The organism is Lysinibacillus sp. G01H, from assembly GCF_028872195.1.
Lineage (GTDB): Bacteria > Bacillota > Bacilli > Bacillales_A > Planococcaceae > Lysinibacillus > Lysinibacillus capsici.
Genome location: NZ_CP118397.1, coordinates 1,438,256 through 1,460,788 on the forward strand (window position 1 = coordinate 1,438,256; position 22,533 = coordinate 1,460,788).

The following is a 22,533-nucleotide window of genomic DNA, read 5'->3' on the forward strand; positions in this document are numbered from 1 at the left end:
ATAGTATCGACTATTCGGGATTTTTGTTTTATTGTTAAAAAGAAGGATTTTCAATTATTAAAAGTTTTTTACTTGAAAAAATGCCGTATTCGATTTATTGTCTTTAGAGATACTTGTTTAATGGACTTGGAGGATATGAAATGCACGGAATTTATATACGCTATAATGTCTCAGATGAAACCCCAGCAGCACAATGGCCCAAAAAAATGGATGCATTTGCGTATGTTCAACGAGGAAAACCACAACAAGACAATGATAACTTGCTGTCAAAAGAGGAGCTAAAAAACCATGCCATTCGCTATATTAAAAGCTTGAAAGACAATGCAAGTGTCCATTTAGTAGAGCAGCGCAACGGTGAAATTGAACATTTTGATCGACGCTACATGGAGTCATTAAAGTTAAAGGAAAGCATCGATTCTCAACTTATTAATCTAGAAGAAATACGCTTATTATTGCAATTAATGAATGTCTTGAATTTATCCCATGCTTTTGGAGAAAATGCTGGCAAGCTACTTCGTCAAATAACGCCATATGCCAAAGAGGTAGAGCATCCAACATTCCAAACAACACGCGTCGAGCGCCATTTTTATTCGGAGCTAATTGAACAAATAGAAATGGTTTACGCACGAATTATGCGTCAGCACAACCCATCTACTACGGAAATGCAACAATCAGAAAAGCTATGGACAACAGTCTGTGAGCAAGCAATAGAAAAAGTAGAAGCACGAATCGAACGTTTATCTTCTATTAAGTTAAAGCATGAGAAAAATTTACTAGAGTTTAGTCACTTAAAACAGCAAAATATCGAAGCGAAGGAACGCTTAGATCTAGCTGTCCATGAACTGGATGCCATTTTAAATGTATTAGAATCATAAGAAAAGCATGTCTCTGTCAAAATCAGAGACATGCTTTTTATGTTGTTGTCGGATAGAAGGACAAAAGTGACGGTTAGTGCTGTGAATGTAGCGGTTAGCAGTGCGAAAGTGGTGGATAGCTTCGTAAGATTGACGGATAGCTATGCTTTACTTCGCTTTCTCCTCTGTTTGATCCCGCTTAGTTTGGCGTGAAAGGCGGATTAAATCCAATCCAAGCAGCACAACAATAATATAGAATAGAGGACTTGTGAACGATAGGCCAATTTGTGATTGACCGCCAAGTAATGTTAAAACAATCCATAATCCAACTGTATACAATGTTAATCCGATATAAGCCTTTTTTGATAATTTTTTATATCTACCCTTGTCGAAGGCTAGCTGAATGATGACAAGCACAACTAATATAAGCAATATTATTTTTTTAGTCAGCATCGCAGCAATAGCTGTATCAGGGAAGAAATCATTAACGAATAATAACGTGAAAAATACTAGAATTACAAAATTTAAGATTGTCGAAAGCTTCATGCCGTTTCTCCTTAGTTGTCAGAATACTTTTCTATTGTAACATGGTTCTAATGAAAGCAAAAAATAATACTTTAAAGAAGAGTTTGAAAAATTTTGAAACTTTTCCTGAGGTACATCCGTATAGTAGGTAATATGATGAAAAGGGGTGAGCAACTTGACGCTATTTGGCTATTCACTCGAGCAGATCTTTTTGGTGGTTTTGATTTTCGCTGGCCTTGCCACAGTATTGGTTATGTTTTTTGGTGATGCAGTCGAAGGTATTGGGGAAGGACTACCCATTTTTAATCCGAGTGTCATTCTATCTTTCATTACGTTGATGTCAGCAGCAGGTTTTATTTTAGAAAAACTAGCCTTGTTCTCTAGCGTTTGGAACATTATTGCTGCATGTATCATCGGTGCTATTTTAAGTTCTATCTTTTATTTATTTGTTCTCGTTCCACTACGTTCCGCTGATGTTTCTTTAGCTTACACAGAGGAATCGCTAGGCGGGCAATTAGGAAGAGTTATTGTGCCAATTCCAGTAGATGGTTTTGGCGAGGTTGTTATCGAAACGACAAGTGGCATGATTTCAAAACGGGCAACGGGCTATGATAATGAAGCCATTGACTATGATGAAACGGTTCTTGTTGTGGATGTGAAGGACGGAACACTTTTTGTTAGAACGTACGAGAAAAAATTTGTTTAAAGGAGAGATATGTCTATGTCAACCGATATCTTAATTGTTTTAGGAATTGTAGCATTTGTATTAATTGCCCTAGTCGGCTTATATGTGACAAAGTATCGTACGGCGGGTCCTGATGAAGCACTGATTGTGACAGGTAGCTATCTCGGCTCTAAAAATGTACATAAGGATGAGTCGGGAAATCGCATTAAAATCATACGTGGGGGCGGTACATTTGTATTCCCTATTTTCCAACAAGCACAGCCGTTAAGCTTACTTTCTAGTAAACTAGAAGTGACAACGCCTGAGGTATATACAGAGCAAGGTGTTCCTGTTATGGCAGACGGTACAGCCATTATTAAAATTGGCGGTTCCATTTCAGAAATTGCGACAGCAGCAGAGCAGTTTTTAGGAAAGCAAAAAGCGGAGCGCGAAGGGGAAGCACGTGAAGTATTAGAAGGTCATTTACGTTCCATTTTAGGGTCTATGACGGTTGAAGAAATCTACAAAAATCGCGATAAATTCTCACAGGAAGTTCAACGTGTTGCTTCACAAGATTTAGCAAAGATGGGTCTTGTCATTGTATCCTTCACGATCAAGGATGTACGAGATAAAAATGGCTACTTAGACTCACTAGGGAAACCGAGAATCGCACAGGTAAAGCGAGATGCTGATATTGCGACAGCAGATGCAGAGAAAGAAACACGTATTAAACGTGCAGAAGCGTCTAAGGAAGCACAAAAGGCAGAACTAGAGCGTGCGACGGAAATTGCAGAAGCAGAAAAAGAAAATCAATTAAAAGTAGCTGAGTTCCGACGTGAGCAGGATATTGCTAAAGCGCGTGCTGACCAAGCATATGAGCTTGAAACTGCTCGTGCTAAGCAGGAAGTAACGGAGCAAGAAATGCAAATTCGCATTATCGAGCGTCAAAAGCAAATTGAATTAGAAGAAAAAGAGATTTTACGTAGAGAAAAGCAATATGACTCTGAGGTTAAAAAGAAAGCAGATGCAGATCGCTATGCAGTGGAGCAAAATGCCGCAGCCGAAAAAATGCGTGAGCTTGCACAGGCTGATGCGGAAAAATATCGTATTGAATCATTAGCAAAAGCAGAGGCAGAGAAGATTCGTTTGGATGGTCTTGCCAAAGCAGATGCAGAGCGAGCACAAGGGGAAACGGAGGCTGATATCATTCGTTTACGCGGTCTGGCGGAAGCTGAAGCTAAACGTAAGATTGCCGAAGCCTTTGAATACTATGGTCAAGCAGCTGTGCTGGATATGGTTGTGCGCATGATGCCAGAGTATGCAAAAGAGCTTGCAAGCCCACTTGGCAATATCGATAAGATTACAGTGGTCGATACTGGTGGTGGAGAAGGTAGCGGAGCAAATAAGGTGACGTCTTATGCAACCAATTTAATGTCTACACTTCAAGAAACATTAAAGGAAACTTCTGGTCTTGATGTAAAAGAGCTGATCGAGAGCTATGCTGGGAAGCACACATTGCGTCCAGAATTAGAGCAGATTGCTTTAGGCCTTGAAAAAAAGCAGGCACCTGAAGAAACGAAAGAAGCGGTGGAACAATCCTAACAAAAAACGAGGCTGGGACAAAAAGAAAAAATGTTAGACCAAGATATAATTGGTCTAACATTTTTTTGATTTAGGAAGGCATATTTAACTGCTTGAAGTGGAAAAGTTAATATTCATTTTTATTGTTTTTCAATATAATCGAGTTATGTCCCAGCCTCTTTTTTTATTGTTGTTGCTGCCATTCACTTACAAGCATGCCATAAATAACGTGATTTACATAATGATCGTAGAGCCATTCTGCAGCTCGAATGGTTCCTTCTTGCATGAAACCAAGACGTTCTGGGATTGCGCGACTTTTGTGGTTGGCTTCAGCAACACGAATTTCAACCTTATGAAGCTTCAATGTTTCAAAGGCATATTGTAATAAAGCTTTTACTGTTTTCGTCATGATGCCATGCCCTTGTGCTCCTTCGCTCAACCAATAGCCAATAGTGCCTATTTTATTGCTCGGGTTAATCGCGTTAAAGCCTGCAATGCCAACAATTTCATTTTTAAAGAGAATGACCAGGGAGAGGCTACTGTTCGCTTCATGCCCCTTAATACAGCCATCAATATAGGCTTTTGTATCCGCCAGTTCTTTCGTGAAATCCAGCCATGGTAGCCATTCTTTCAGATATTCCCTCGAGGCATCCGTTAATGCAAAAACCTTCTCTGCATCCTCAGGTGTGATCATCCGTAAAACTAAATCTTGGTTCATGGTAATCTGCATTATTGTTCACCTCATTTTTATTTTAATGCATTGTGCATAAAGCCTTTCATTTCTCGGCTAAGTAAAGTTAATTCTTCTATAATTTCGCTGAAATCCTGTACGAGCTGTGCTTGCTCATTTGTTGCATCATTGATTTGTCCCATATTTTGCTTGAGATTATCAAGATTTCTATTGATATTTCGTAATGATGATTCTATATTTTCGGTAGCACTAGATGTCTCAAAGGACAGTTTTCGAACTTCTTGTGCCACAATATTAAAGCCAGCGCCATGCTGTCCAGCACGTGCAGCCTCGATGGATGCATTTAAACCTAGTAAATTAGTTTGGCGAGATATACTTTTAATTAAATCTGTCACGGCATTTGTTTTTTCAGAGTCTTCTAGGGCATGCTGTGCTTGCTTATTAATTTCCTCACTAGTGGCCGCTAATTCCTCAGAATGGGAAGCGATTGTATGTACTTTATCCTGTAGACTGTTGACGATCTTATCCATCGTAGCCATATAATCTTCAAGTTTGAGCTCATTATCTATTGGTAAGCCAAAAGCTAATGCGCCTACTACTTGACCATTTTCACGAATGGGGAATGAAAAAGCATTGATTGCTACACCATAAACATCCTCTGGTATCACCACATCTGCATTTTGTCCATTAAAGGCGATGAAAACATTTTGGTCATTGGCGTTAACTTTTTGTCCATCATGGTAGCCGGAATCCACACGTTTACCTGCTAAATATTTAACGACTGTTTCACTTTCCTTTTCAACAACAGCTACAATGGCTTCTTGCTTTAATGCTAGATGAATATAAGGTGTTGCGAGGGCTAAAGCTTCAATAATTTTCATAAAAATTCCTCCAAGTCTCGTCAATGAAAATGGTTGTGTCATCTATCTTCATTGTGACAATGGTTCTAGATGATTACTTTTACTGTAGCACAATATTTGCCAAGTCAAAATAACTATTTATTTTTTTATTAAAAGACGTTTATACAAATTTGATATGCTTTTATTTGTCAATTATTTTTTGTGATTCATAGGTGGAAATGTGGGTCTTTTTGTCTGAAATTTGACAAGGAGACGTGTGTTTTGCGAAATATTGTATTAGAATAATAGTAGCATGTGGAAGAAGCTAAGGAGAGAGTTTCATGGACTATATACAAAAGGGTACGAGGGCGTTTCATAAAGCGAATTGGGCCTTATTTTTAGCAGGCTTTATTACGTTTGCTAACCTATATGTAACGCAGCCATTACTACCAACGTTTTCAGAAGCATTTGACGTCTCACCAGCTGTAGCAAGTTTATCTCTTTCGGTAACTACCTTTGCATTAGCGGTGAGTTTAATCATTGTCAGTTCGTTATCAGAAGCATGGGGAAGAAAATCATTGATGACGATTTCTATTTTTGCCGCTTCTGTCCTGACCCTAGCTCTTGCATTTTCACCTAACTTTGAAACAATTTTAGTTTTGCGTGTTGTACAAGGCATCGTTTTTGCTGGTTTACCTGCAATCGCTATGGCTTATTTGGGAGAAGAAATGGAACCAGCAAGCTTAGGGGTTGCTATGGGCTTATATATTAGCGGTAATTCAGTAGGGGGACTTAGTGGCCGCGTTATTATTGGTACCTTAACGGACCATTATAACTGGCATACAGGCATGATAGTACTAGGAGGAATCAGCCTGCTAGTTAGTTTGTTGTTTGTCTGGATGTTACCAAGCTCCAAACATTTCAGCGCGCGACCTTTACAATTAAAAGCATTAACCAAAACCCTACTGCAACATTTAAGAGATCCTTCTATGCTGTGTCTTTATGGGATGGGGTTTCTTTTAATGGGAAGCTTTGTCACACTCTATAATTATATTGGCTTTAAACTAATGGCGCCTCCCTATAATTTAAGTGCCACAATTGTAGGTTGGATATTTGTCATTTATTTAGTTGGGACATTTAGCTCAGCATGGTTTGGCAGTTTAGCCGATCGTTTTGGTCGCCAACGAATGCTTTTACTGGCCATTGCCATTATGTTAGCTGGAGCTATAGTAACGCTCAATGGGCTCCTTACTTTAAAGGTTATAGGGATAACAGTTTTTACCTTTGGCTTTTTTGCAGCTCATTCAATCGCAAGTGGCTGGGTGAGCAAACGAGCATCACACGATAAAGCTCAAGCATCTTCTCTCTATTTATTTTTCTATTATTTTGGTTCAAGTGTTGGAGGAACGGTAGGAGGCGTTTTTTGGATGAAATATGGGTGGATGGGTGTTATCGTGATGATTGCTCTGTTTTTATTCATTGCTTGTGTCCTATCATTTTTATTAAAAAGATTCATTGTTAGACAACGTATCACAACATGATGTGAGGTGTCATTTTGCAGGAATTATTTTTATACTTTTTCATTATCCTAGCAGCTTCTATTTTACAAACCAGTACAGGTTTTGGCTTTTCCGTTATGGCTACGCCTTTTTTACTGTTGCTTTTTACACCACAAGAGGCGATGCAAATAAATATAATACTGTCCCTTGTTATTTCGTTTTCTCTCATATGGAAGGTGAGACATGATATTGATGTAGCGTTGCTTAAAAAGGTGATGATCGGTAGTGTTGTAGGTGCTCCTTTTGGTAGTATACTCTTTGCCTTAGTCGATGTGACGACATTTAAGCTGCTCATCGCCATCCTTCTTATAGGGCTTACGATTCTGTTGATTAAAAATCTCTCTATTCAACAAACAAGGAGTAGAGATTATGGCGTTGGTTTTATATCAGGAATGTTCACAACAAGTATTGGGATGGCTGGACCACCACTGTTGCTCTATTTTGCGAGCACACATAGAAATAAAGAAACCATTAGAGCTGTTTCACTAGCCTACTATATATTTATCTATCTTATTAGCTTACTTTCTCAAGTCATTTTTGAGGGTACAAGTAAAATGGTTTGGGTATATAGTATGTATGCTTTGCCAATAGTTTTCTTAGGACTTATTTTTGGACAAATGCTATTTACTCGATTAAATCAAAAATTGTTTAAAATCTTAATTTATTTTCTATTAGTAGCAGCAGGCTTAATTTTGTTGATCCAAAGTTTATGGTCAATGCTATAAACAACAAAAAGAAGTATGGAAGGATGATACATCCTCCCATACTTCTTTATTGTTAACCCATAATATTGTAGCCAGCGTCGATGTAGATCGTCTCACCAGTCACACCACGTGATAGGTGAGATAGCATAACAATCGTCATATCTGCTACTTCATCTTGTTGAACATTACGTTTTAAAGGAGCTGTTTCTTCAATTTTGTGTAAAATTGTGTTAAAGGAAGGAACACCTTTTGCAGCAAGTGTACGAATAGCACCAGCTGAGATAGCATTGACGCGAATATTATCTTGGCCAATATCAGCAGCAAGGTAGCGCATAGAAGCCTCTAATGCAGCTTTTGCAACGCCCATCACATTGTAGCCATCAAGTACTCGTTCTGCACCTAAGTAACTCATCGTAACGATAGAGCCACCCTCTGTCATGTATGGATGAGCTGCTTTTGCTGTGGAAATAAGTGAATAGGCGCTTGTATCTTGTGCGAATGCATAGCCTTCTCGAGTTGTTTCAAGGAAGCGGTTGTGTAAATCTTCTGCATGCGCAAAAGCCACTGAATGGACAATCCCATGAATAACGCCAACCTTTGAGCCGATTTCTTCAAAGGCTGCTTTTGTGCTGTCGTCACTATTCACATCACATTGAACAACAAGAGAATCGGATTGTCCGATATTTTCTAATTGTTTTTGTAATTTTTTTAATGAGCGTTCTTGACGATACGTAAAGATGACATTTGCACCAACGTCAAATAAACGTTTTGCAATGCCCCAAGCAATACTGCGATCATTTGCTACGCCCATGACAACAATGTTCTTATCTTTTAATTGTAATAAATTATCCATCATTATGAAGAACTCCTTTGTGAGATAATATCTGTTATTAGTACCAACTACTAAAATCTTATCATACATAAAATATCGTTGCAATAACAAGATGAAAAGAGAAGTAGTTTAGGGAGCAAAAAAAATTCATCTCTTTGCAGTAGAGACGAATTGAAAAGTATGCTATTTTATTTTGTTACACAATGATCATACAAATCTACTGCTCGATTAACAGCACTACTGACAGTGATTCGAAAGCAATTTTGTGACCGAATGACCTGTGCCAATATTTTGATTGCTCTTGTTTGATTTTTATGGAATAAAGCATTGTCAGTTTGAAAATCATCGTCTAAAAAGGCAAGATAATAAGGTATTCGGTTTTGTGGTTTTAACAAATCAGATTCTGCACTTTTTTCAAGTGTTTTGTACACCCATAAATCGATGGCATTTCCTAAGTGGAAGGCCGCAAAATACTGAAAATCATCATTCTCACACTCTTTTATTTTTTGAATTATCTGAATTTTTTGAAGCTCATCTAATAAGAATGTATTGATGGAATAATAGATGGCTTTAGAGGGATTGAGAATGAGCTCATCGGTCTGCTGCGATTTTAAGAAAACCCAGTTATTTAACACGTTTGCCCATGCGTCCACAGTATTCAAACATTTCGCACAAACATCGGGAAATATTGATTGCCACTTTGCAGCAAGATTTTTAAATCTATTCATATGGTCTTGATCAATATAAAATAAACTATGCTCAACTTGTAACTGCTCAAACATTCACATTCCTCCAATAGATTGGTATGTATAGCAATGGACCATATACCTATTATCTTGATGCAAAAGATAGCAATTTTTTAATCAATAAGAAGGCATCCCCTAAAGGATGCCTTTTAAGATATACATCAATTGAAGACTATTCAAATTTTAATGAGTCACCATCGAATGTTTCATCTGCTACTTTGATAGAGTCTGTTGGACAACCTTCAAAAGCGTCTTGCATATCTTCCAATAGATCCTCTGGAACTTCAGCAGTTCCCATGTTATCATCTAAAATAACGAAGGCAATGCCTTCATCATCATAATCATAAATGTCTGGCGCTGCGGCTCCACATGCGCCACAAGCGATGCATGTATCTTTATCAACTATTGTGTATTTAGCCATTTTATTCTCTCCTTTAACGATGTTCCTATAAAGCTTCATACTCATTTTAAAGATGTTTATCTTACATTTCAACTTAAATACTATTAAATTGGAGGAATTTGCGTCAATGTTTCATCAAATTTTATTGCAAATCTTTCAAAAACTCAATAAAGAGCGGACGATTTCGGCTGCCTATCATGTCCTAAGAGGGAAGCGTTCAGGCCAGACGATTCAAGATATTGGCCTTTTTCAACTGCATCAATATTTTGGCCTATTGCCAAAACTATCTCGTACTACATTTGATGAAGCTGTAAACTTATTTGTGCAGAATAGTTGGTTAAATGTGCAGGAATCTGGTCATTTTTACATGGAAACGCTAGGATTACAACATGCACAACAAACGCCACCCTTTTTCTTTGATGGTTGGCACTATCGGGGAAATGAGCATGTGTTTTTTTCGAGGCTCTCTCTCATTGTACAAAGTTTGTCACATCAAGCTGCAGCTGTTCGTACCTTTTCACCGATTAGTAGAGATACAATGATTCAAGCGTGGGTGCGAACTTTTTTACAGGCACATCACTATAAGGAAGGTCATTTACAGCAGCAATTATTGACAGAATGTAATCATTTGCTAACTATTCTCCCTGTGTCAGATGCAAGCAAACAGCTTGTTCTGTATCGTTTAAGTGGTTATCAATTACCAGGATGGACATGGCAACAACTTGCAGATGAACGGAAGGAAACTGTAATGGATAGTCAATTAGCTTTTATTGAAACCCTACATATATTATTAAATGAAGTGCATCCAAAAATCGATGATTACCCATTACTAGGGCATGTGGCAGAAGGATTAAAAGTTAAAATATTGCTAACAGATTCTGCACAACAAACCGCACAATTATATGAACAAGGTTATTCGATGGAGCAAATTGTTCATGTGAGAAAACTAAAGCAAAGTACAATTGAGGATCATTTTGTGGAATTAGCTATGTATGAACCGAACTTTTCTATTGGCCCATTCGTCTCCTATGATGAAGCTCAAAAAGTGTGGCAGGCATCGAAGCAGTATCAAACAAAAAAATTGAAAATATTACATGAAGCTTTAAACGATATGAGCTATTTTCAATTAAGGCTTGTCCTTGCGAAAGGAGAAGTATAAATGGAACTTGAACAATTATTGTATAAGCATTTTGGTTATTCATCATTTCGACCAGGACAGAAAGAAGTCATTGAGGCCTTACTGCAAGAACAAGATGTTATTGCGTTATTGCCAACGGGAATGGGAAAATCACTCTGCTACCAGCTACCAGCCTATACACTAGATAAGCCTGTACTAATTGTTTCACCATTACTCTCATTAATGCAGGATCAAGTAGAAGAGCTGAAGCGTTTTGGGGAAAAAAGGGTGGTAGCTTTAAATTCCTTTTTATCGCTAACAGAGAAACGTTATGTATTACATTATTTAGAGCAATATCGTTTTATTTTTACTTCCCCAGAGATGCTGCTCCAGCAACAGGTACAAGAGAAACTGACGCAGATGAAGCTAGGTTTAATCGTAGTAGATGAGGCACATTGTATCTCACAATGGGGCTTTGATTTTCGACCAGATTATTTACGAATAGGTGACTGGCTATCGAGAGAAAATCGTCCGCCAATTTTGGCATTATCTGCTACAGCAACAAAGAAGGTTGTTCGAGATATATGGGAAACTCTATCTCTCAAAGCTCCATTCGAGTTTATGTATAATGTTGACCGCCCGAATATTCATCTTGGTCGTGTAGTAGTGGAGGATAAGGCTGATAAAGCTAGATGGCTCATGCGCCATGTTACGGAAACGGCAGGACCTGGTATTTTATATGTTTCCTCACGTAAACGGGCGCAACAATATAGCGAAGCCTTATTACAAGCGGGCGTTCGTGTTGCTGCGTATCATGCTGGCTATGGGGTGGAGGACCGTCAATTTATTCAACAGCAATTTATAGCTGGTGAACTTGATTGGATTGTTGCAACAAATGCTTTTGGCATGGGCATTAATAAGCTTGATATACGGCAGGTCATTCATGAATCAATGCCTGCCAATATAGCGAATTATATGCAGGAAATTGGACGTGCAGGACGGGATGGTCATTCTGCACTTGCTATTTTACTGTATGCTGAAGGTGATGAGGAGCTGGCTAAATTTGTTGTGACAGGCGATTTACCAACTTTACATCATGTTGACCGCTATCAGGAGCTGCTATCTCAGCAAATACAGCCAATCCAAATGCTGAAAAATGGGGAGTTAAGTGAGACAGCCTTCCGTGTGTTAGACTATTGGCTGCAGCGAGAGTCTTCGGAACAAGTGAAGGTCCGATTAAATCATTTAGCACTAGAGAAATACAATGCAGTGAATGAAATGCTTCAAATCATACAGACAAAAGACTGTATTCGTGAACATTTAGTCGGGTATTTTGGGCAAAAATTGCAGAAAAAGCCGGAAAACTGTTGTGAAAATTGTGGAATCCATTATGATGTAATCAAGAAAGTACGCTTAAAAGAGAAAAAAAAAGTAGAAATGGCAACGTGGGAAAGTCGATTGCAACAACTATTAATGGGTAATTAGACTAAAACTGACGGTCATTTACTTTTTTCTTAAAATTCGTCATAATAGAGATGATAGAAAGCGTAGTAAGGTTGGGGGAAAGGCGAATGAATAAAGAAGATTATCGCGATAAAATAGAAGAGCATCGTCAATCATTTGAAGATGAGCAAAAAGAACAGCAATCCTTATCAAGAGTTTCCAGAATGAATAAAAACGGTAATAAAGACAAAAAGCCCAAAAATTCGAAACGTAAGACACCGTTAATGACGATTCTTTTTGTTATTTTTATCTTGATACCATTAACAATTCTTATTTATTTTTGGAAATTTTATGAACCTGGAAAAACAATTGAACAAGCCGAAAAGGATACAGCTGAACAGGTTGTCGAATTAGATCCTTCAGAAGCATCTGCGTCAGATAAAGATAAGGATAAAGATGATAAGGGTCAAGACGCTCAGGGGGATAAGAAGGCTCAAGAGCAATCTCAAAAAGATGCTGATAAATTAGCAGCGGAGCAAAAAGCTGCTGAAGAAGCGAAAAAGGCTCAAGAGGCGAAAAAGGCAGAGGAAGCAAAAAAAGCCGAAGAAGCTCGAAAAGCTGAAGAAGCAAGAATAGCTCAACAACAAGCAGAGGCAGCAAGAAAAGCAGAAGAGGCTAGAAAAGCGGAAGAAGCAAAACAAAATGCTAAAGCAACGACACATACTGTAAAAGCAAATGAGAACTTATACCGAATTGCATTAAATCACTATGGCGATGGCAGTGAAGCGACTTTAGCTAAAATTCGTGCTGCTAATGGGATGTCCTCTAATACTGTAATGGTGGGGCAAGTCATTAAGTTACCTTAATAGAATTTTTCTTTCGTTATATAGTTTTTCTAGTATAAAATTACAGACAAACGTTCACACCAAAACGTAAGTCTGATTTAGCAAAAAGGCGATTCGTTTTTTAAGAAGAATCGCCTTTTTGCTGTCGTAAGGAGAAGTGAGAAAATGCTATATTTAGGGCTATTTCTTTTGGTAGTCATCGCCCTTCTACTTTATATGTGGAAGGTGGCACATGAAAATAATGTATTGTCTCACCAGCTTTCATTACAGGGTGAACAGGAGAAGGTACGATTATTTTTTATTTCAGATGTTCATTTACGTAAAATAAGTAAGAAAATGATTGCACAGTTACAGGGACATCATTTTGATGCAGTAATTATTGGCGGTGATTTTGCGGATAGCCGTACACCGATTGATCGCATTCATGGAAATTTAACATTATTAACGTCCCTTGGACCAACCTATTTTATTTGGGGCAATAATGACAGAGAAATTGGGGAAGAAAGACTGAAGGACATTTTACAGGCATACCATGTTCAAATTATTGTCAATGATGCCGTACAACTGCCGCTTAAAAATAGCTTTTGGTTAAGTGCCATTGAGGATACAACCGTAAAAGAATATAGTTTTGAAAAAGCTTTTGCAAAGATAGGAGATCAGGATTTCGTTGTTTTCATCGCTCATAATCCAGAGGTTTTTGCGAAAGTTCGGGCTAAGTTCCGTGCGGATCTAATGATGGGGGGACATTTACACGGAGGGCAAATCCGATTCGGCCCATATGGTGTCCATCCAAATGGTTCCTATCGTCAGCGTGATGGTGTCATGACATTAGTAAGCAATGGCTATGGGACGACATTAGTACCTTTTCGATTTGGTGCAAAGCCCCAATGTCATATAATTGATATTGATATTTCGAGTAAATAAACAACCAAAACGTGTGAGAAGGCGTATAATAAAAAGGTATCGTCTATTCTATGATAATGTGAAAGCATGGAGCAGCAATTGTTGCTGTTCAAATTCGATTGGAGTGTCAAGAAATGCAGCAAGCAGATGCAATTATTGTTGGAGGAGGCCCATGTGGCTTAGCAGCAGCAATAGCTTTGCAAAATATTGGTTTACAACCTATTGTGATTGAAAAAGGAAATATCGTCAATGCCATCTATCATTACCCTACACATCAAACATTTTTTAGTACGAGTGAACGGTTAGCCATTGGTGATGTACCATTTATTATTGAAGGACGTAAGCCGAAACGCAATCAAGCCCTTGTCTACTATCGAGAGGTCGTCCGTTTAAAAAATATACAAGTTAATCGCTTCGAAAAAGTACAAAGTGTTGTAAAAAATAATGATTTGTTCACTGTTACCTCCGAGAAGGAAACGTATGAAACGCCCTATGTTGTCATTGCAACAGGTTATTATGATCATCCAAATTATTTAAATATCCATGGTGAGCAGTTGCCTAAAGTTTTCCATTACTTTAAAGAGGGCCATGAATTTTTTGATACGGATGTTCTAGTTATAGGTGGCAAAAATTCAGCGATTGATGCCGCGTTAGAATTAAATAAAGCGGGTGCTCGTGTAACCGTAGCCTATCGTGGTAGCGAATACTCTTCAAGCATCAAGCCATGGGTATTGCCCGAATTTGAAGGGGTAGTCAAAACTGGAGAAGTTGACATGCTTTTTAATACAAATGTATTGGAAATACGAGAGCATGAAGTTGTTTTAGAAGTAGAGGGCCAAGAGAAAGTAGTAAAAAATGATTTCGTTTTTGCTATGACTGGCTATCATCCTGACCACTCCTTTATCAAAGCGATGGGAGTGGAGATAGAGGAAGAAACGGGTCGCCCTTATGTTACGCCTGAAACAATGGAAACCAATGTTGAAGGACTATTCATTGCAGGTGTTATTGCTGCAGGAAATAATGCCAATGAAATTTTTATTGAAAATGGTCGTTTCCATGGCGAATGTATCGCCCGAATTATTGAGCAGAGAAAAAAATAATGATCGAGGCTGTATAGGCATGTAGCTTATACAGCCTTTTTAGCAAGGAGGCAACTCAATGATGGGCTTGTATTGGCTCTTGAGTTATTTAATAGGAAACATCTTGACGGCTTATTTCGTTGGTAAGATATACGGTGTCAATTTGCAGGAAGAGCGGAGCAAAAATTTAGGCGCACGTAATGCAGGAAGTGTGATTGGGAAAACAGCGTTTATTTTGACGCTTCTTGGCGATTCATTAAAAGGTGTACTTGTTGTCGGATTAGGACGCATGTGGCAACTGGATGAATGGGTCGTTATTGGCGGAGCTGCATGGGTGATCATAGGGCATCTATTTCCGATCTGGCTGAAATGGAATGGAGGGAAAGGTGTAGCTACTTTTATTGGTGTGGGTCTCGCCTTATCACCAAGTCTTTTTTTATGGATGGTCATTGGTACAGCACTTATATCTGCATTTACTAGAAGTCTGACACTTGGCATGGTTGGTGGCTTTGTTTTTTATATAGCCGCAATTATACAAGCAGGGAAATTAGAGCCATATGTACTTTTAATTATGGCCATCGTGTGTATGCTTATTAAGCATATGTCTAATATTCAGGAATCATTGAAAAGAGGGAAGTGAAGGAAATGTATTGGTGTAAAATTGCCAAGACAAATGAGGAATTTGAGGCGATTGCTCGATTGAATTATGAAACATTTGTAGAAGAAATTCCTCAGCATGAGGTAAATGCTTCGCGAAAAAAAGTTGACCGATTTCATCAGGAGAATACCTATGTCGTTGTTTATAAGCAAACAGAATTAATTGGCATGGTGGCGTTTAGAGATCAACGACCATTTTCTATTGATGAAAAGATTGGTAAGGTCGAGCAGTATTTATCGAAGGAAAATTGTGAGAAGCTTTGTGAAATTCGTTTGCTTTCCGTGAAGAAAGGTTATCGAACGGGTCGAGTTCTATTGAAGCTTACTCAGGCCTTAACTACATTCGCCTACGAAAAAGGCTATTCTGCGGCAGTGATTTCAGGTACAACGAGAGAGGAAAAACTATATAAGCAGATGGGTTTTAAGCAGTTTGCGCCAGCTGTCGGGGAAGAGGGTGCGATGTTTTTACCGATGGTGCTCACTAGGCATGAATTTGAACAATCATTACAACATAGACTAACGGCGGAACCCTCTACATTTTATCCTGGACCAGTGAAGCAATTAGAGACAATTGCTTATTCAGATTTATCACATCGTTCATTAGCTTTTTATGCGCTTTATGAACGCGTGCAGAAGAAGTTGCTGCAATTATCGAAGGCCAATCATGTTGGTGTAATTGTAGGGACGGGAACGCTAGCAAATGAAGTGATGCTTGCACAACTAAAGGCACAGCAATTAGGAAAAGGGCTTATTCTAACAAATGGAGAATTCGGTGAGCGTTTACGGAAGCAAGCCGCTCGTTGGTCATTACAGTTTGAGGTGGTAGAAAAAGAGTGGGGAACGGTATTTGATGACAAAGAACTGGCTTCAAAGCTTGAGACGGGGTCTTATCAGTGGATGTTGGCAGTGCATGGGGAGACTTCCACGGGAACTTGTAATAACTTAGATATTCTTAAAAAGCTTGCTAAACAATACAATGTAAAGTTATGTATAGATTGTATTAGTTCGTTCGGTGCCATGCCGTTTTCTTTACAGGACTGCTATTTAGCTACGGCTGTGAGTGGTAAGGCCATTGGTGCATTAAGTGGGCTAGCATTTGTATTTTCGCAATCACTTGTACCCTCATCTGCCGATCTACCCGCTTATCTTGATTTAGCAAATTATCAGCAAGATGCCATACCATTTACATTACCTGCTGTATTACTGAGCAATGTGGAGACGGCATTGCAAGCCTATCCAGCACGTTATGAGCAGCTACAGCAACGCTTTCAATCGCTACTGCAGCTACCAATCATGCAATTTCAATATCCAACAATTCAATATCCGATGCTGATAACGGTTCAATTGCCTAATACTTATGCTAACCTACTTATGGATTTAGCATTAAATGGACTATTCGTTCATGGTGAAAGCCAGTATTTACGTCAAAAGAATTTCATTCAATTTTCTGTGATACAACCAGATTTTGATGAAGCTTTTGCTCGACTTAGCGAGATACTGAGCTATTATGAACAGGTGATCGAGGTGTGAGGAAAACTATTACAGGAAAAAGTCCTTTAAATTTAAAGGCGAGCCAGTTGTGTTAAGGCCTATTAATAATTTTAAACGTGCCTTTTGGCCATTAATACCTGTGGCGAATATGGCGCCTAAGTCTTCTAGCATTTTACCACCACCCACATAGCCATAAACACCTTCTGCAATTCCATTAAAGCAGCGGGAAACAAGTACAACTGGGATGTCTCGCTGTATAAGGCTTTCAATTCCCTTTACAACATATGGTGGGACATTCCCTTGACCTAGTCCTTCTAGCACAACACCATCATATTTACATGCAAGCACGACATCCAATAAATCTTCTTCCATACCAGCATACACTTTTAGCATGGCGACACGCTTGGATAAATTGTTAACATCTACATATTGTCGACGAATTGGTGCGTGATGGAATAAGATTCGGGATTTAGTAATAAGTCCAATCGGTCCATATTGTGGAGATTGGAAAGTATTCACTGAACTTGTGCTTGTTTTTGTTGTATTTACAGCAAGATGAACCTCATCATTCATCACAACAAGAACACCTTTATCACGTGCTTCTTCATCAACAGCTACTCGGACTGCCTCCACTAAATTATAAATCCCATCTGCTCCAAGTTCGTTAGATGAACGCATAGCTCCTGTTAGCACAATAGGAATGGCTAAATTCGTTGTTAGCTCTAAGAAATAGGCGGTTTCTTCCAATGTATCTGTACCATGTGTGATGACCACGCCGTCAATTGGCTGTGCGTCAATTTGTTCCAAAATCAAGTTACGCAATAAAAGCATCTCTTTCGGCGTAATATGTGGAGAAGGAAGGTTAAAAGCTTCTATTTCTATAATGCTTGCTAGTGAAGCGAGTTTATTACTTTCCATCATTAGAGGATTTTCCTTATTTGGCATGACCGCTCCTTCAGCACTCATTGCCATGGAGATTGTGCCGCCAGTATGAATTAATAAAATTGTTTTTTTCATAAAAAATAAATCTCCTTTTAAAAAGTTTTTTTGTCATTACATGGTATAATAATAGCAGTCTATTGTTGAAAGGAGCCGGCATCATGATCATTTTATTATCTGCTGCCATTGCTCCCGGTCTAGCGCTTTTTAGTTATTTCTATTTGCGCAATCAGATGGCTACGGAGCCAAGAAGAACTTTACTACAAACGTTTTTATACGGCGCATTTTTAACGTTCCCAATCATGTTTTTACAGTATGTATTAACAGAGGAAGGGGTTTTTCGATATCTTTATCTTCAAGACGTACTATTTTCAAGTGTCATTGAAGAATTTTTTAAATGGTTTGTGCTATTAATTGCCATCTATAATCATATAGAATTTGATGACCCTTACGATGGTATATTGTATGGGGCAAGCATTTCGCTCGGCTTTGCTACGATTGAAAATGTTCTTTATCTACTTTCATTTGGCTTAGACACGGCATTTATGCGAGCCTTATTACCAGTATCAAGTCATGCTTTGTTCGGTGTCGTAATGGGCTATTATTATGGACGAGCTAAGTTTTCGAAACTTGTTAAGACAAAAGAAATGATTGCTATGGCGCTTTGTGCACCAGTCGTACTTCACATTCTATACAATACAATATTATCATTCAAAGGTCACTGGGTTTATTTAATGATTCCTTTTATGTTGTTTTTATGGTGGTTTGGCTTGCGCAAAGTGAAGCTTGCACATTATCATCTGGTGCAGCATTTGCATATGCAAAAGAAAATATAAAGCGTAGAAATCGTCAAAGATTTCTACGCTTTATTTCATTTTTATCATGTATAAATTACTCCTTTTGTTTCAAGCTATAAAAAAAAGGAGTGATAAAAGTGCGTTTAGTAAGCATACTTTTTGCTTTGATATTAGGAATTAGTATAATTGCGATTCCTCAAAATGATGCCAATGCATTTAGCGATCAGCAAATTACTCGGGGTGCCTATGGAGATGATGTCGTTGAATTGCAAGCGAGGCTACAATACTTAGGTTTTTATAAGAGTAAAATTGATGGAAAATTTGGCTACAACACATACTGGGCTTTACGTAATTTCCAAGAAAATTATGGGTTACCAGTAGACGGAATTGCAGGCGCTAAGACAAAGAAAGCATTAACGGGCAATTCAGATTATGATGAAAAATGGGTGAAAGCTCAATTAAATGCAGGGAATCAATTTACTTATTATGGTGGGAAGCCACTTGATCAGCAAGTGAAAAAGAATACTAGTGGTGGCACTAGCAATAGTAGTGGAAGTAGTAATAATAATGGAACACAGACACAAGTTCCTCCCAAATATACAGAGCGTGATTTACAACTAATGGCGAATGCGGTATATGGAGAGGCAAGGGGAGAACCATATGAAGGACAAGTAGCAGTTGCTGCAGTTATTTTGAATCGTTTGGAAAGCCCAGATTTCCCGAATACTATTTCAGGGATCATTTTCCAACCGTTAGCATTTACGGCCGTTGCAGATGGACAAATTTGGCTTGAGCCAAATGAGCGAGCAAAAGAAGCGGTTATTGATGCCATGAACGGCTGGGACCCTTCAGAAAATGCATTGTATTATTTCAATCCAAAAACTGCAACGAGCAAATGGATTTGGTCACGTCCACAAATCAAACAAATTGGAGAGCATATTTTCTGTTCATAGAAAGGAGGAACCTAGATGAAAACTTGGCTCGTGGTCTTAACGATTGCCGTTATTGGGTTAGGGGCTTACAGCATTGATTTGCATGGAGATAAAGAAGATTTACAACGTACCGTGCTAGCACAATATACAGATAAGTTAACGGATGCATCTGAAAAACTTTCCCATCTTCAACGCTCGGTATCACAATCCCTGTTGTTTCAAGATGAGCAGGCGATTCACAATGAACTAGATTCGGTTTGGCGTTTAAGCTCAGAAGTTCGTTCTTCTATTGCGAATATTCCAATAGGACAAGAGCTATCAAGCGAATGGATGAACTATCTAGGTCGACTTGGCGATGAAGCAAAAAGGACAGCGAAAACAGGGGATTATGAAGCTTGGCGTGAAAAAATGCCCCAGGTTTCAACAAATTTACAATCTCTTTCCGATGAATGGACAGCTGCAACCGTCGATTTCTATAAGCATGATGGAAAAATGGATGTTTGGCTACAGCAAGTGGACAATAAAAATCCAAATAGCCAATTTGATACTGTAAAAGATACATTAAAGGGCTACGGCGAAAAGGATTTCCCGTTAACTTTATCTGAATCTGATTGGCAGAAAAAAATTGAGTTAAAGGCATTACAGGATGCGGTTATTACCGAAAAAGAAGCACTAGAAAAAGTGAAATACTTATTCCCAGTCATTAAAGATGCTACATTTACAGTTACAAAAAGTAGTGATACAGCACCATATCCTTTTTATCATATCCAATTCCACCAAGGGATTCGATTAGGGTATGTTGATCTAACAGAAAAGGGTGGACATTTATTATCCTATTTAGTAGAACGTCCTGTGGATGAAGCCAAGTTATCACAAGAGGAAGTTATGAAAAAAGCGCAGGAATATGTGAAGAAATTAGGCATGAAAGATGTAGCCTATGTGGAATCACGCGAAAATCATCAAGCTTGGCATGTGACATTTGCTCGTGTCCATCCTGGAGATAATGCGTTAATCTACGCTGATGGTGTTCAATTGAAAGTAGCGAAAGATACAGGTGAGCTGTTAGGTGCAAATGCAATGGAATATATTCAAGAAGAAAATATTAAAAAGCAAACAGCTAAGCCGATTGATTGGAAAACGTTCTTCCAAGACGATATTCAAGTACAAGAGGTGAAAAATATCTACACAGATAATGGACAATTTGAGCAACGTCTTTGCTATGAGGTCATTGCATTGCGTGATGGTAATACGCAGGAAACATTTAGAATTGTAATTGATGCGGAAAACCATAATGTATTAAAAGTGGAATATCTAACTTAATCAATGATGCCTCCGCTCTGTATGAACTTGACATGAAAATACTACCAATTTTTATAGCCAAAATAAGCTTCTCATGAGATAATTAAACTATATTTTTCGCACGGGGAGATGCTCATGGAAATAAAAATTGGTACACAATTACAACTTGAACCAACTTATACAGAACGGTTGGAGAAATTCCGCTGTAAAGTTGTAGAGCAAAAAGATAATATTCTTTATATTGATTATCCGGTTAATATGGTAACAAAGAAAACGGCATTTTTAATAGATGGCTCAGAATTTAGAGCAACTTTTCGTACTGAGGATAAGCAATCCTTTGCCTTTAATACAGAGGTAGTTGGCCGTAAAGCAGGTAATATACCAATGATTATGTTGCATTGTCCAACACCAGAGGAGTTTATAAAAATTCAGCGACGAGAATATGTTCGTGTAGAGACACAAGTAGACGTTGCTATTCAGTTGAAAGACTATAAATATCAACTTGTGACTGTGGATATTAGTGCAGGAGGCCTAGCTGTCATGTTGAAAGGTCAAGTAGCTTTCACTGAGGGTGATGAAGTAAAACTAACCATTGTATTGCCATTTGCCAATGGAGATGTCAAGTATGTCATTACAGAAGCGCTGATCGTACGTATTTTTGAAAAAGAGGATAAACGCATTGCAACAATCCAACTAACAGATACAGATGACGTCGATCAACAGCATATCGTCCGTTTTTGCTTTGAACGTCAATTAGTCAATCGTCGTAAAGAAATGAACCCTTTTAATGTTTAATTTCCTTTATGAATATTTTGATGAAGCCCTCTCCTAGTAGAGGGCTTTTTTGAGGTTATATGATACAATAAGAGGTGCAGAAAGTAGGGAAGAATATGAAGAAAAACATTCAAATTGCGATAGATGGGCCTGCTGGTGCTGGCAAAAGTACAATCGCGAAAATTGTTGCTGAAGCACTTGGCTTTACATACATTGACACAGGCGCAATGTATCGAGCAGTTACGTATAAAGCGATGCAACAAAACATACATTTAGATGATGAAGCAAAATTAGCAGAGATGCTTGAAGTAAGCACAATTGAATTAAAACCGTCACCTCAGGGACAGCTTGTTTTTTTAGATGGTCACAATGTGTCAGCGGAAATACGCTCTAACGAGGTCACTTCATCAGTCTCACAAGTAGCTGCCCATGCGAAGGTTCGTGAACTATTAGTTGCCCAACAGCAAAAACTTGCAGCTAATGGTGGTGTTGTCATGGATGGCCGCGATATTGCTACACATGTCTTAAAGGATGCAGAACTAAAGATTTTCATGTCTGCAACAGTAGAGGAGCGTGCTAGACGACGCTTGATTGATAATCAAAAAAGAGGAATTGACTCCTCTCTTGAAAAACTTCAGGAAGAAATTGCACTACGTGATAAAAAGGATAGCGAGCGTGAAGCATCGCCACTGATTCAAGCTGAAGATGCGATCTTTTTAGATACAACAGCATTGTCCATTGATGATGCAGCACAAGCTATTTTAAAATTAGCAGAAGAAAAAATGCTATAAATCCTAAAATTTCAGACATTTTTTGAATTTAAAGGATTTATTTTTGTCTTTGTCTTCAATATCGAATAAAA

The 22,533-nt window shown here is 38.4% G+C and carries 24 protein-coding genes; 17 read left to right on the forward strand and 7 right to left on the reverse strand.

The window, feature by feature from the left end; genetic code table 11:
- Positions 1 to 140 precede the first annotated feature (140 nt).
- Complete coding sequence (locus PSR12_RS06965; protein WP_221680584.1) at positions 141 to 875, forward strand: hypothetical protein; 735 nt, start codon at positions 141 to 143, stop codon at positions 873 to 875.
- Positions 876 to 1,022: 147 nt separating this feature from the next.
- Here PSR12_RS06965 and PSR12_RS06970 read toward each other — a convergent pair whose 3' ends face one another.
- Positions 1,023 to 1,400: a hypothetical protein gene (locus PSR12_RS06970; protein WP_221680585.1), complete on the reverse strand. Its 378-nt coding sequence runs from the start codon at positions 1,398 to 1,400 to the stop codon at positions 1,023 to 1,025.
- 154 nt (positions 1,401 to 1,554) lie between these two features.
- Here PSR12_RS06970 and PSR12_RS06975 point away from each other — a divergent pair, with 154 nt between their 5' ends.
- Positions 1,555 to 2,085, forward strand: coding sequence for an NfeD family membrane protein (locus tag PSR12_RS06975; protein ID WP_274772251.1), 531 nt, complete (start codon positions 1,555 to 1,557; stop codon positions 2,083 to 2,085).
- A gap of 15 nt (positions 2,086 to 2,100) precedes the next feature.
- A complete protein-coding gene (locus tag PSR12_RS06980) occupies positions 2,101 to 3,645 on the forward strand; it encodes a flotillin lipid rafts scaffold protein FloT (RefSeq protein ID WP_004232547.1) in 1,545 nt (514 codons plus the stop codon).
- Between the two features lie 163 nt (positions 3,646 to 3,808).
- Here the strand turns inward: PSR12_RS06980 and PSR12_RS06985 are convergent, their stop codons facing one another.
- Together PSR12_RS06985 and PSR12_RS06990 are read right to left on the reverse strand one after the other, a co-directional pair.
- A complete protein-coding gene (locus PSR12_RS06985; protein WP_221680586.1) occupies positions 3,809 to 4,354 on the reverse strand; it encodes a GNAT family N-acetyltransferase in 546 nt (181 codons plus the stop codon).
- Between the two features lie 17 nt (positions 4,355 to 4,371).
- Positions 4,372 to 5,196 carry a methyl-accepting chemotaxis protein gene (locus PSR12_RS06990; protein ID WP_004232551.1) on the reverse strand — a complete coding sequence of 275 codons (825 nt, stop codon included), beginning with the start codon at positions 5,194 to 5,196 and terminating at the stop codon, positions 4,372 to 4,374.
- A gap of 299 nt (positions 5,197 to 5,495) precedes the next feature.
- Between PSR12_RS06990 and PSR12_RS06995 the strand changes: the two genes are divergently transcribed.
- Positions 5,496 to 6,695, forward strand: coding sequence for an MFS transporter (locus PSR12_RS06995; protein ID WP_221680587.1), 1,200 nt, complete (start codon positions 5,496 to 5,498; stop codon positions 6,693 to 6,695).
- 14 nt (positions 6,696 to 6,709) lie between these two features.
- On the forward strand, positions 6,710 to 7,438 hold the full coding sequence (locus PSR12_RS07000) for a sulfite exporter TauE/SafE family protein (protein WP_221680588.1): 729 nt from the start codon (positions 6,710 to 6,712) through the stop codon (positions 7,436 to 7,438).
- Between the two features lie 52 nt (positions 7,439 to 7,490).
- Here the strand turns inward: PSR12_RS07000 and PSR12_RS07005 are convergent, their stop codons facing one another.
- The 3 genes from PSR12_RS07005 to PSR12_RS07015 all read right to left on the reverse strand — a co-directional run bounded on the left by PSR12_RS07005 (position 7,491) and on the right by PSR12_RS07015 (position 9,416).
- Positions 7,491 to 8,273: an enoyl-ACP reductase FabI gene (locus tag PSR12_RS07005; protein ID WP_004232559.1), complete on the reverse strand. Its 783-nt coding sequence runs from the start codon at positions 8,271 to 8,273 to the stop codon at positions 7,491 to 7,493.
- Positions 8,274 to 8,437: 164 nt separating this feature from the next.
- Positions 8,438 to 9,031 carry a hypothetical protein gene (locus tag PSR12_RS07010; RefSeq protein ID WP_221680589.1) on the reverse strand — a complete coding sequence of 198 codons (594 nt, stop codon included), beginning with the start codon at positions 9,029 to 9,031 and terminating at the stop codon, positions 8,438 to 8,440.
- Positions 9,032 to 9,167: 136 nt separating this feature from the next.
- Positions 9,168 to 9,416, reverse strand: a complete 249-nt coding sequence (locus PSR12_RS07015; RefSeq protein WP_004232564.1) for a ferredoxin — start codon at positions 9,414 to 9,416, stop codon at positions 9,168 to 9,170.
- 106 nt (positions 9,417 to 9,522) lie between these two features.
- Between PSR12_RS07015 and PSR12_RS07020 the strand changes: the two genes are divergently transcribed.
- The 7 genes from PSR12_RS07020 to PSR12_RS07050 all read left to right on the forward strand — a co-directional run bounded on the left by PSR12_RS07020 (position 9,523) and on the right by PSR12_RS07050 (position 16,969).
- Positions 9,523 to 10,554 carry a YpbB family protein gene (locus tag PSR12_RS07020; protein ID WP_257521444.1) on the forward strand — a complete coding sequence of 344 codons (1,032 nt, stop codon included), beginning with the start codon at positions 9,523 to 9,525 and terminating at the stop codon, positions 10,552 to 10,554.
- The gene (locus tag PSR12_RS07025; RefSeq protein WP_221680591.1) at positions 10,555 to 11,997 is read left to right on the forward strand and encodes a RecQ family ATP-dependent DNA helicase; all 1,443 of its coding nucleotides are present in this window, start codon (positions 10,555 to 10,557) and stop codon (positions 11,995 to 11,997) included.
- An 86-nt stretch (positions 11,998 to 12,083) separates the two neighbouring features.
- Positions 12,084 to 12,821, forward strand: a complete 738-nt coding sequence (locus PSR12_RS07030) for a LysM peptidoglycan-binding domain-containing protein (RefSeq protein ID WP_221680592.1) — start codon at positions 12,084 to 12,086, stop codon at positions 12,819 to 12,821.
- Between the two features lie 144 nt (positions 12,822 to 12,965).
- The gene (locus PSR12_RS07035; RefSeq protein ID WP_221680593.1) at positions 12,966 to 13,724 is read left to right on the forward strand and encodes a metallophosphoesterase; all 759 of its coding nucleotides are present in this window, start codon (positions 12,966 to 12,968) and stop codon (positions 13,722 to 13,724) included.
- Positions 13,725 to 13,837: 113 nt separating this feature from the next.
- Positions 13,838 to 14,803 (forward strand): YpdA family putative bacillithiol disulfide reductase, encoded by a 966-nt coding sequence (locus PSR12_RS07040; protein ID WP_257521448.1) that lies wholly within the window; start codon positions 13,838 to 13,840, stop codon positions 14,801 to 14,803.
- 58 nt (positions 14,804 to 14,861) lie between these two features.
- Entirely contained in the window at positions 14,862 to 15,422 is a 561-nt protein-coding gene (locus PSR12_RS07045; protein ID WP_274772279.1) for a glycerol-3-phosphate acyltransferase, read from the forward strand.
- A gap of 5 nt (positions 15,423 to 15,427) precedes the next feature.
- Positions 15,428 to 16,969, forward strand: a complete 1,542-nt coding sequence (locus tag PSR12_RS07050; protein WP_274772281.1) for an aminotransferase class V-fold PLP-dependent enzyme — start codon at positions 15,428 to 15,430, stop codon at positions 16,967 to 16,969.
- A 9-nt stretch (positions 16,970 to 16,978) separates the two neighbouring features.
- On the opposite strand, the gene PSR12_RS07055 is transcribed toward PSR12_RS07050, so the two are convergent.
- On the reverse strand, positions 16,979 to 17,947 hold the full coding sequence (locus PSR12_RS07055; protein ID WP_274772283.1) for an asparaginase: 969 nt from the start codon (positions 17,945 to 17,947) through the stop codon (positions 16,979 to 16,981).
- Positions 17,948 to 18,030: 83 nt separating this feature from the next.
- On the opposite strand from PSR12_RS07055, the gene prsW reads away from it, so the two are divergent.
- The 5 genes from prsW to cmk all read left to right on the forward strand — a co-directional run bounded on the left by prsW (position 18,031) and on the right by cmk (position 22,462).
- Positions 18,031 to 18,705: a glutamic-type intramembrane protease PrsW gene (gene prsW, locus PSR12_RS07060; RefSeq protein ID WP_004232588.1), complete on the forward strand. Its 675-nt coding sequence runs from the start codon at positions 18,031 to 18,033 to the stop codon at positions 18,703 to 18,705.
- A 98-nt stretch (positions 18,706 to 18,803) separates the two neighbouring features.
- Positions 18,804 to 19,619, forward strand: coding sequence for a spore cortex-lytic enzyme (gene sleB / locus PSR12_RS07065; protein WP_004232594.1), 816 nt, complete (start codon positions 18,804 to 18,806; stop codon positions 19,617 to 19,619).
- Between the two features lie 15 nt (positions 19,620 to 19,634).
- Positions 19,635 to 20,918: a PepSY1/2 domain-containing protein gene (locus tag PSR12_RS07070; protein ID WP_004232596.1), complete on the forward strand. Its 1,284-nt coding sequence runs from the start codon at positions 19,635 to 19,637 to the stop codon at positions 20,916 to 20,918.
- 114 nt (positions 20,919 to 21,032) lie between these two features.
- Positions 21,033 to 21,692: a flagellar brake protein gene (locus PSR12_RS07075; protein WP_066037612.1), complete on the forward strand. Its 660-nt coding sequence runs from the start codon at positions 21,033 to 21,035 to the stop codon at positions 21,690 to 21,692.
- A 95-nt stretch (positions 21,693 to 21,787) separates the two neighbouring features.
- Positions 21,788 to 22,462: a (d)CMP kinase gene (gene cmk / locus PSR12_RS07080; protein ID WP_004232599.1), complete on the forward strand. Its 675-nt coding sequence runs from the start codon at positions 21,788 to 21,790 to the stop codon at positions 22,460 to 22,462.
- Positions 22,463 to 22,533 lie beyond the last annotated feature (71 nt).

Coding starts and splice junctions, on each gene's coding strand:
- PSR12_RS07030 (WP_221680592.1), top strand. CDS start 12,084: ATGAATAAAGAAGATTATCGCGATAAAATAGAAGAGCATCGTCAATCA.
- PSR12_RS07050 (WP_274772281.1), top strand. CDS start 15,428: ATGTATTGGTGTAAAATTGCCAAGACAAATGAGGAATTTGAGGCGATT.
- PSR12_RS06990 (WP_004232551.1), bottom strand. CDS start 5,196: ATGAAAATTATTGAAGCTTTAGCCCTCGCAACACCTTATATTCATCTA.
- PSR12_RS07040 (WP_257521448.1), top strand. CDS start 13,838: ATGCAGCAAGCAGATGCAATTATTGTTGGAGGAGGCCCATGTGGCTTA.
- PSR12_RS07005 (WP_004232559.1), bottom strand. CDS start 8,273: ATGATGGATAATTTATTACAATTAAAAGATAAGAACATTGTTGTCATG.
- PSR12_RS07075 (WP_066037612.1), top strand. CDS start 21,033: ATGGAAATAAAAATTGGTACACAATTACAACTTGAACCAACTTATACA.
- PSR12_RS07035 (WP_221680593.1), top strand. CDS start 12,966: ATGCTATATTTAGGGCTATTTCTTTTGGTAGTCATCGCCCTTCTACTT.
- PSR12_RS07025 (WP_221680591.1), top strand. CDS start 10,555: ATGGAACTTGAACAATTATTGTATAAGCATTTTGGTTATTCATCATTT.
- PSR12_RS06995 (WP_221680587.1), top strand. CDS start 5,496: ATGGACTATATACAAAAGGGTACGAGGGCGTTTCATAAAGCGAATTGG.
- PSR12_RS07045 (WP_274772279.1), top strand. CDS start 14,862: ATGATGGGCTTGTATTGGCTCTTGAGTTATTTAATAGGAAACATCTTG.
- PSR12_RS07070 (WP_004232596.1), top strand. CDS start 19,635: ATGAAAACTTGGCTCGTGGTCTTAACGATTGCCGTTATTGGGTTAGGG.
- PSR12_RS07010 (WP_221680589.1), bottom strand. CDS start 9,031: ATGTTTGAGCAGTTACAAGTTGAGCATAGTTTATTTTATATTGATCAA.
- PSR12_RS07055 (WP_274772283.1), bottom strand. CDS start 17,947: ATGAAAAAAACAATTTTATTAATTCATACTGGCGGCACAATCTCCATG.
- PSR12_RS06980 (WP_004232547.1), top strand. CDS start 2,101: ATGTCAACCGATATCTTAATTGTTTTAGGAATTGTAGCATTTGTATTA.
- PSR12_RS07020 (WP_257521444.1), top strand. CDS start 9,523: ATGTTTCATCAAATTTTATTGCAAATCTTTCAAAAACTCAATAAAGAG.
- PSR12_RS07015 (WP_004232564.1), bottom strand. CDS start 9,416: ATGGCTAAATACACAATAGTTGATAAAGATACATGCATCGCTTGTGGC.
- PSR12_RS06970 (WP_221680585.1), bottom strand. CDS start 1,400: ATGAAGCTTTCGACAATCTTAAATTTTGTAATTCTAGTATTTTTCACG.
- PSR12_RS06965 (WP_221680584.1), top strand. CDS start 141: ATGCACGGAATTTATATACGCTATAATGTCTCAGATGAAACCCCAGCA.
- cmk (WP_004232599.1), top strand. CDS start 21,788: ATGAAGAAAAACATTCAAATTGCGATAGATGGGCCTGCTGGTGCTGGC.
- prsW (WP_004232588.1), top strand. CDS start 18,031: ATGATCATTTTATTATCTGCTGCCATTGCTCCCGGTCTAGCGCTTTTT.
- PSR12_RS06985 (WP_221680586.1), bottom strand. CDS start 4,354: ATGCAGATTACCATGAACCAAGATTTAGTTTTACGGATGATCACACCT.